This is a genomic window from Microbacterium sp. B24 (assembly GCF_000333415.1).
GTDB lineage: Bacteria > Actinomycetota > Actinomycetes > Actinomycetales > Microbacteriaceae > Microbacterium.
This window is the reverse complement of the sequence record NZ_BADB01000012.1, coordinates 1-1419: the sequence shown is the minus strand read 5'-3', so window position 1 is coordinate 1419 and position 1419 is coordinate 1. Positions and strand designations below refer to the sequence as shown.

Here is a 1419-nt window from a genome sequence, read left to right as displayed (position 1 = left end):
CAGCTCAGCAGCTGCGCAACAGCATCCGTCAGGACGCGAGCTACGCCGTGGTGAAGAACACGCTGACCAAGATCGCCGCGAACAACGCGGGGATCACGGCGCTGGACGAGGACCTCAAGGGTCCCTCGGCCGTCGCGTTCGTGCACGGTGACTTCGTCGCCACCGCCAAGGCTCTGCGTGACTTCGCCAAGGCCAACCCGCTTCTGGTGATCAAGGGCGGCATCTTCGAGGGCAACGCCCTGAGTGCCGACGAGATCAACAAGTACGCCTCCCTGGAGAGCCGTGAGGTTCTGCTGGCGAAGGCGGCGGGCATGATGAAGGCGACGATGGGCAAGGCTGCGGCCACCATCGACGCGCTTCGCGAAAAGCTGGAGACCGCCGAGGCCGCGTAAGCGACCGGCGAGCTCTTTCCCCACACCCCACCTATCTAGGAGATACATCATGGCGAAGCTCACCACTGAGGAGCTGCTCGAGCAGTTTGCCGGCCTGACCCTCGTCGAGCTCAGCGAGTTCGTGAAGGCGTTCGAGGAGAAGTTCGACGTCACCGCTGCTGCCCCCGTCGCCGTTGCCGGCGCTGCGGGTGGCGCGGGCGGCGCGGAAGAGGTCGAGGAGAAGGACTCCTTCGACGTCATCCTCGAGGCTGCTGGCGACAAGAAGATCCAGGTCATCAAGACGGTCCGCGAGCTCACCTCGCTGGGCCTCGGCGAGGCCAAGGCCGTCGTCGACGGTGCCCCCAAGGCCGTGCTCGAGGGCGCGAACAAGGAGACCGCCGAGAAGGCGAAGGCTGCCCTCGAGGAAGCCGGCGCGACGGTGACCCTGAAGTAATCAGCTCTTCTCGAAGAACTGCAGTGAAGGCCCCCGGGTTCGCCCGGGGGCCTTCCGCGTTCTCTGCGTTCAGACGCCGCTCTCGACCGGAGCGATGCCTGCGGTGGAGCTGCGGACGATCAGGCGCGCCGGAATGCGCAGCTCGGTGCGGGCGCGGCCGGGCTCCGCGATCTCGGCGAGCAAGACGCTCACCGCAGCCCGCCCCTGCTCCCGGGGGACCTGCTGCAGAGTGGTCAGGGAGAACATCTCGGCGAACTCGTGATCGTCGATGCCCGCGACGCTGAGCGCGGACGGCACCTGGATGCCGAGGCGGCGTGCGGCGATGATGGCGCCGATCGCCACTTCGTCGCACACCCCGACGATGGCGGTCGGACGCCTGCGCGTATCGCTCAGCAGATCCGCCGCGGCGGCGTAGCCGCCGGGCAGGGTCACTTCGGAGTGTGCGTGACGGATGAAGCTCGCCAGCCCGGCTTCGGTCATCGCGTGCTGGTAGCCCGACAGCCGCTCCTGGTCGACGTGGGCCCAGTGGCTCTGCGGTGCGCCGCCGACGAACGCGATGTCGCGGTGGCCGAGGGCGATCAGATGCTCGGTCGC

The 1419-nt window shown here is 67.9% G+C and carries 3 protein-coding genes; 2 read left to right on the top strand and 1 reads right to left on the bottom strand.

What is annotated here, in order from left to right; translation table 11 throughout:
- Together rplJ and rplL are read left to right on the top strand one after the other, a co-directional pair.
- A partial coding sequence (gene rplJ / locus I5I_RS00195; protein ID WP_036314790.1) for a 50S ribosomal protein L10 occupies window positions 1-392 on the top strand: 392 nt, incomplete at its 5' end.
- Window positions 393-441: 49 nt separating this feature from the next.
- A complete protein-coding gene (gene rplL, locus I5I_RS00190; RefSeq protein ID WP_005051460.1) occupies window positions 442-825 on the top strand; it encodes a 50S ribosomal protein L7/L12 in 384 nt (127 codons plus the stop codon).
- 69 nt (window positions 826-894) lie between these two features.
- Here the strand turns inward: rplL and I5I_RS00185 are convergent.
- The coding region (locus I5I_RS00185; RefSeq protein WP_036314789.1) for a LacI family DNA-binding transcriptional regulator at window positions 895-1419 on the bottom strand (525 nt) is incomplete at its 5' end.

Bases quoted from the DNA above. Each gene is read 5' to 3' on its own strand.
- rplL (WP_005051460.1), top strand. From the start codon at position 442: ATGGCGAAGCTCACCACTGAGGAGCTGCTCGAGCAGTTTGCCGGCCTG.